This window comes from Mesorhizobium sp. M1A.F.Ca.IN.020.06.1.1 (genome assembly GCF_004023265.1).
In the GTDB taxonomy this organism is placed as follows: Bacteria; Pseudomonadota; Alphaproteobacteria; order Rhizobiales; family Rhizobiaceae; genus Mesorhizobium.
The window spans coordinates 1-2,265 of the sequence record NZ_RZSR01000955.1; the positions used below are offsets into that span (position 1 = coordinate 1).

The 2,265-nt window shown below is 67.2% G+C and carries 1 protein-coding gene; it reads left to right on the forward strand.

What is annotated here, in order from left to right; genetic code table 11:
• Window positions 1-182: 182 nt before the first annotated feature.
• Window positions 183-2,265, forward strand: a 2,083-nt coding sequence (locus tag EOA60_RS29500) for an ABC transporter ATP-binding protein/permease (protein ID WP_128312364.1), incomplete at its 3' end; no start/stop codon positions are given.

Genomic DNA, 2,265 nt, shown 5'->3' on the forward strand with positions numbered 1-2,265 from the left:
GCACTGGATCGACCGCGCCGCCGGCGCCGTGGTCGGCGCGCTCGGGATCAAGCTGATGTGGGAAGGCATGGCCGTCGCGCGGCGGGGTTTTGCCGGGTGAGGTGAGGTCGAGGCCCGAGCGGGCAGGCAACATCTCTCGCCGAGATCGTGAAACCTTCTGATTTTTGAGCCGTTGTCGGCTGATGTCTGAAGCAAAGCTCAAGCCAAGATCGGCCGACGGCGCCCAGCCGCGCGGTGCCGGGAAGTCGCGCCCCGCAAAGACCGGCGCAGCGAAGGCACCCCCGGGCAAGACGCGGCCGGAAAAGTCGCCGCCGGAAAGCTTGCACCCGGAAAGACCCCGCGAAGAAAGGTCGCCCCCGAAGCAATCGCCCGAGCAAGAGGAGCCGGCCGAAGCCACGCCGGAGGCCGTCGGCGAACCGGCGCCGCCGCCGCCGGAATCCGTCGAGCCCGGTCCGAAGCTGACGCCCGAGGAGGCCGAGCAGGCGCGCAGGAAGTACCTCTTTAGGCGGTTCTGGATCAGCGGGCGCGGCTACTGGGGCCGGAATGGCGACAAGCTCGCATGGCCGTTTACGATTGGGCTGTTGGTGCTGATCTGCGTCAATGTCGGCTTCCAGTATGGCATCAATGTCTGGAACCGCGCCTTCTTCGACGCCATCGAACAGCGCAATGTCCACACCGTCTATATGCTGAGCGCCGTCTTCGTGCCGCTAGTCGCCGGAAGCGCCAGCCTCGTCGTCGCTCAGGTCTATCTGCGTATGACGATCCAGCGCCGCTGGCGCTCCTGGCTCACCACATCTGTCATCGCGCGCTGGCTGGCCAGCGGCCGCTACTATCAGCTGAACCTCGTCGCCGGCGACCACTCGAACCCCGAAGCCCGTCTCACCGAAGATCTGCGCATCGCCACCGAGTCCCCCGTCGATTTCATCTCCGGCGTCCTCAACGCCTTTCTGGCGGCCTCGACCTTTATCGTCGTGCTGTGGACCATCGGCGGCGCGCTCACCTTGCCGCTCGGCCGCGAGAGCATCACCATCCCCGGCTTCCTCGTCGTCACCGCGGTCATCTATGCCGCCATCACCTCGACCTCGATGGTGGTCATCGGCCGCCATTTCGTGCAGCTTTCGGAGCGGAAGAACCAGGCGGAAGCCGAATTCCGCTATACGCTGACGCGCGTCCGCGAAAACGGCGAAAGCATCGCGCTGCTCGGCGGCGAGGCGGAGGAGCGCAGCGGCATCGACAGGAATTTCGGCCATGTGCTGAGGCAATGGGCGCTGCTGACCGGACAGCACATGCGCACCGCGATTGTCTCGCAAGGGTCGATGCTGTTCGCGCCGGTGGTGCCGGTGCTGCTCTGCGCGCCGAAATTCCTCGAAGGCTCGATGTCGCTCGGCCAGGTCATGCAGGCGGCCTCCGCCTTTGCCATCGTGCAAGGCGCGTTCGGCTGGCTGGTCGACAATTATCCGCGCCTGGCCGATTGGAACGCCTCGGCGCGCCGCGTCGCTTCGCTGATGATGTCGCTCGACGGGCTGGAGCGCGCCGAAGAGAGCGAGTCCTTTGGGCGCATCCGGCGCGGCGAGACGCAAAACGGCGCCATGCTCAGCCTGGACGATCTCTCCGTCACCCTCAATGACGGCACCGGCGTGGTCAAGGAGACGAAGGTCGAGATCAACCCGGGCGAGCGGGTGCTGGTCGCGGGCGAATCCGGCACCGGCAAGTCGACGCTGGTGCGGGCCGTCGCGGGCCTGTGGCCCTGGGGCGGCGGCAGCGTCAATTTCCATGCCGGCAAGCGGCTGTTCATGTTGCCGCAACGCCCCTACATCCCGACCGGCACGCTGCGGCGCGCGGTCGCCTATCCGGCCGCCGCCGACAACTGGACGGTGGACGAGATCGACGCCGCCCTCGACAAGGTCGGCCTCGGCTACCTGCGGGACAGGATCGAGGAAGAGGCGCCGTGGGACCAGACGCTCTCCGGCGGCGAAAAGCAGCGCCTCGCCTTCGCGCGCCTGCTGCTGCACGAGCCAGACATCGTCGTGCTGGACGAGGCGACCTCGGCGCTGGACGAGAAGAGCCAGGACAAGATGATGCAGACGGTGGTCCAGGCATTGCCGAAGGTCACCGTCATCAGCGTCGCCCACCGCGCCGAGCTGGAAGCCTTCCACAGCCGCAAGATCACGCTGGAGCGGCGCGAGGGCGGCGCGAAGCTGGTCAGCGATGTGGAGCTGGCGCCGCGCAAGGGCAAGCGCAACGTGTTCGCGCGGGCGCTGTGGG